The organism is Paraburkholderia dipogonis, from assembly GCF_042680985.1.
GTDB classification, from domain to species: Bacteria; Pseudomonadota; Gammaproteobacteria; order Burkholderiales; family Burkholderiaceae; genus Paraburkholderia; species Paraburkholderia phytofirmans.
The window spans coordinates 1-599 of the sequence record NZ_JBHUFR010000058.1 but is presented as its reverse complement, the minus strand read 5'-3'; the positions used below and the strand labels follow the sequence as shown (position 1 = coordinate 599).

Annotated in this window: 1 rRNA gene; it reads right to left on the bottom strand. The window is 54.1% G+C overall.

The features are described 5' to 3' along the window. Window positions 1-599: ribosomal RNA gene (locus tag ACFSNN_RS41320) — 23S ribosomal RNA — on the bottom strand; the annotation flags it as partial.

Below are 599 nucleotides of genomic sequence, written 5' to 3'. Positions count from 1 at the left end.
CACCGGGCAGGCGTCACACCCTATACGTCCACTTTCGTGTTTGCAGAGTGCTGTGTTTTTATTAAACAGTCGCAGCCACCAGTTTATTGCAACCCCTTCACCCTCTGCCCGCAGGGGCATCAAGCTACAGGGGCGTACCTTATCCCGAAGTTACGGTACCAATTTGCCGAGTTCCTTCTCCCGAGTTCTCTCAAGCGCCTTAGAATACTCATCTCGCCCACCTGTGTCGGTTTGCGGTACGGTCTTGTTAAACTGAAGCTTAGAGGCTTTTCTTGGAACCACTTCCGATTGCTTCTTCACCGAAGTGAATGGCCTCGCACCCTTGAATCCCGCGCCCGGATTTGCCAAAGCGCCTTCTCCAATGCAAGGACCGGGACTTCCAACACCCGGACAACCTTCCGCGATCCGTCCCCCCATCGCATTTAACAATGGTGCAGGAATATTAACCTGCTTCCCATCAGCTACGCATTTCTGCCTCGCCTTAGGGGCCGACTCACCCTACGCCGATGAACGTTGCGTAGGAAACCTTGGGCTTACGGCGAGGGGGCTTTTCACCCCCTTTATCGCTACTCATGTCAGCATTCGCACTTCCGATACCT